Origin of the sequence: Dietzia sp. DQ11-38-2, assembly GCF_014145055.1 — a bacterium.
GTDB lineage: Bacteria > Actinomycetota > Actinomycetes > Mycobacteriales > Mycobacteriaceae > Dietzia.
In genome coordinates this window covers 1-2,038 of the sequence record NZ_JAALDW010000049.1, presented here as the reverse complement: position 1 = coordinate 2,038, position 2,038 = coordinate 1, and the positions used below count along the sequence as shown (strand labels likewise).

The following is a 2,038-nucleotide window of genomic DNA, read 5'->3' as shown; positions in this document are numbered from 1 at the left end:
CTCGACGCGACCCGGGGTGGCGACGCCGGTCTCGAGGAACTCCATCACCACGGCGTCGACAGCCGCGTTACCGGTGCGGAAGGTGCCGTGATCACCGCCGCCGACGACGACCAGCGTCCCACCGAGCGTCTCGACGACCCGGTGTGCGCCGGCGATCGGGGTGACGGCGTCCTTCTCCGAGTGCAGGACGAGCGGCTTCTGGTCGAGGGCGTCACCGTTCGGCTGGATGGTGCGCGCGACCGGTGCCCAACCGACGCAGTCGTCGCCGGCGGCCTCGGCGGCCGCACGGGTGGTGAGCCTGTTGCCACCCGTGTACCTGTCGGCCTTGGCCGCCATGACTCCCAGCTCGCTGGACGGCGAGGCGGTCTCGTTGCACGTGATGATCGCGTTCATCTCGATGTCGGTGCGGAAGACCGGCGAGCGGCTCTCCTGCGCGGCGACGATCCGGGCGGCCGTCGCCGGGTCGACCCGGGCGATGGTGCCGCCGTCGTTGTAGTACTTGAGCATGTGCGCGAGCATCGGCCACGCCTGCTCGGAGTAGGTCGCCCCCACCGTGGCGTCGTACAACCCGGTCGTGGCGTTGTTGGTCAGGCCCTGCAGCGCGAGGGCGCGACCGAGCCCCTCGGCGCGGGCCAGGGCGGGCGCGGTTCCGTTGAGGGTGTCCAGCGCGGGCCGCTCGAGCGCGGTGCCCCGCAGCTCGACGGGCAGGTCGCGGGTCTCGGCCGGCGGCGGGGTGAGGTTGGCGGGCCCCCCGACCTCCTGGTCGGTGACCCACTTCCAGGAGTAGAAGACCTTGCGGGGGGTGTCGCCGAGACCGTAGTAGTCGTCGCGCTCGGCGATCCAGGCGAAGATGTCGTTCAGGCGCCGCTCCTGGGCGAGCGCGCCCTGCTCGGCCTGCTGGGACCACCGCCAGTCGGGGTGCGTGTTGGAATCCAGCACCATGCGACCGGTGTTCTCGGGGAACAGGGTCGCGAAGTCGGTGCCGATCGCGGTGCCGTAGGACACGCCCACGTAGTCAATCTCCGCGAGCCCGAGCGATTCGCGGACGGCGTTCATGTCGCGGGCCGCGTTCTCGGTGGTGAACGAGGCCATGTAGGCCGGATCGGTGCCGAAGCAGGCGTCATGCAGCGCGTTGGCGGAGGTGGGGCCGACGAAGGCGACGTCACAGGTCATCGGGTTGGAACCGTAGAGGCCCCGCGGCTGGACGGCCACGAGATCATGGTTCTCGTACAGGCCGGCCGGCGCGGTGCCGTCCAGGGGCGGACTCCAGAAGTTGAGCGCGTAGTTGCCGGGCCCCCCGGGGTTGCCGAACACGGCCGACCTGGCCTGCCCGGACGAGGCCTTGATCCGGGTCAGCGCGACCTCGGTCCTGGCGCCGTCGGGCTGGCTGTAGTCGACGGGGACCTCGACCGTCCCGCACTCGAGACCCGCCGGCATGTACTCGGCCTCGATCCCGAGCATCTCGGTACAGTCCTGCCACTTGACCGGGGCGGCGGCGGCCACTCCGGTACCAAGAAGTGCGATCGCCCCGACGACCGCGGTGGTGCCAACGAAAGTGCTAGACGGCTGCACCGATCCCCGATTCCATGTTGTGTAGATGACTGCCATACGAATCGGACGCCGCGACCACTCAAGTTCACGAGCGTCACAAGCGTCCGAACCGGTCCAAATGTAGCCTGTGGTCGACCACGCGAAGCGCCAACCCGCACCGACTCAGGGAACCGTCATCCGATCGTTACAGCCGGTGGGTCCTGCGGGACGAAACCGCTGGCAGAAGTGGATATATCACCGTCTGTTCCGGTGTCCGCGCCCGAGGACCGCGAGTGTCGTCGACACCATCGAGAGCGCGGCCGACAGCGTCGCCGCCAGCAGCAGCCAGGGCTCGGTGTAGGTCCGCATGATCACTCCCTCGACCGGGGGGTCCACCACGGGCGGCCGCACGGCCACGAGGTCGCGCGACAGCCACCACAACACCACCGCCAGAGCCGCCGCGAGGACGGCGAGCGCGGCGTGGCGCCGGGCGGTCACGTCGGATCCG

At 70.0% G+C, this 2,038-nt stretch carries 2 protein-coding genes; both read right to left on the bottom strand.

Annotated features, from left to right (window positions below; genetic code table 11):
• Window positions 1-1,503: alpha/beta fold hydrolase (locus G6026_RS02245; RefSeq protein WP_182612134.1), on the bottom strand; the 1,503-nt coding region annotated here is incomplete at its 3' end.
• Window positions 1,504-1,785: 282 nt separating this feature from the next.
• A partial coding sequence (locus G6026_RS02240) for a hypothetical protein (protein ID WP_241727923.1) occupies window positions 1,786-2,038 on the bottom strand: 253 nt, incomplete at its 5' end.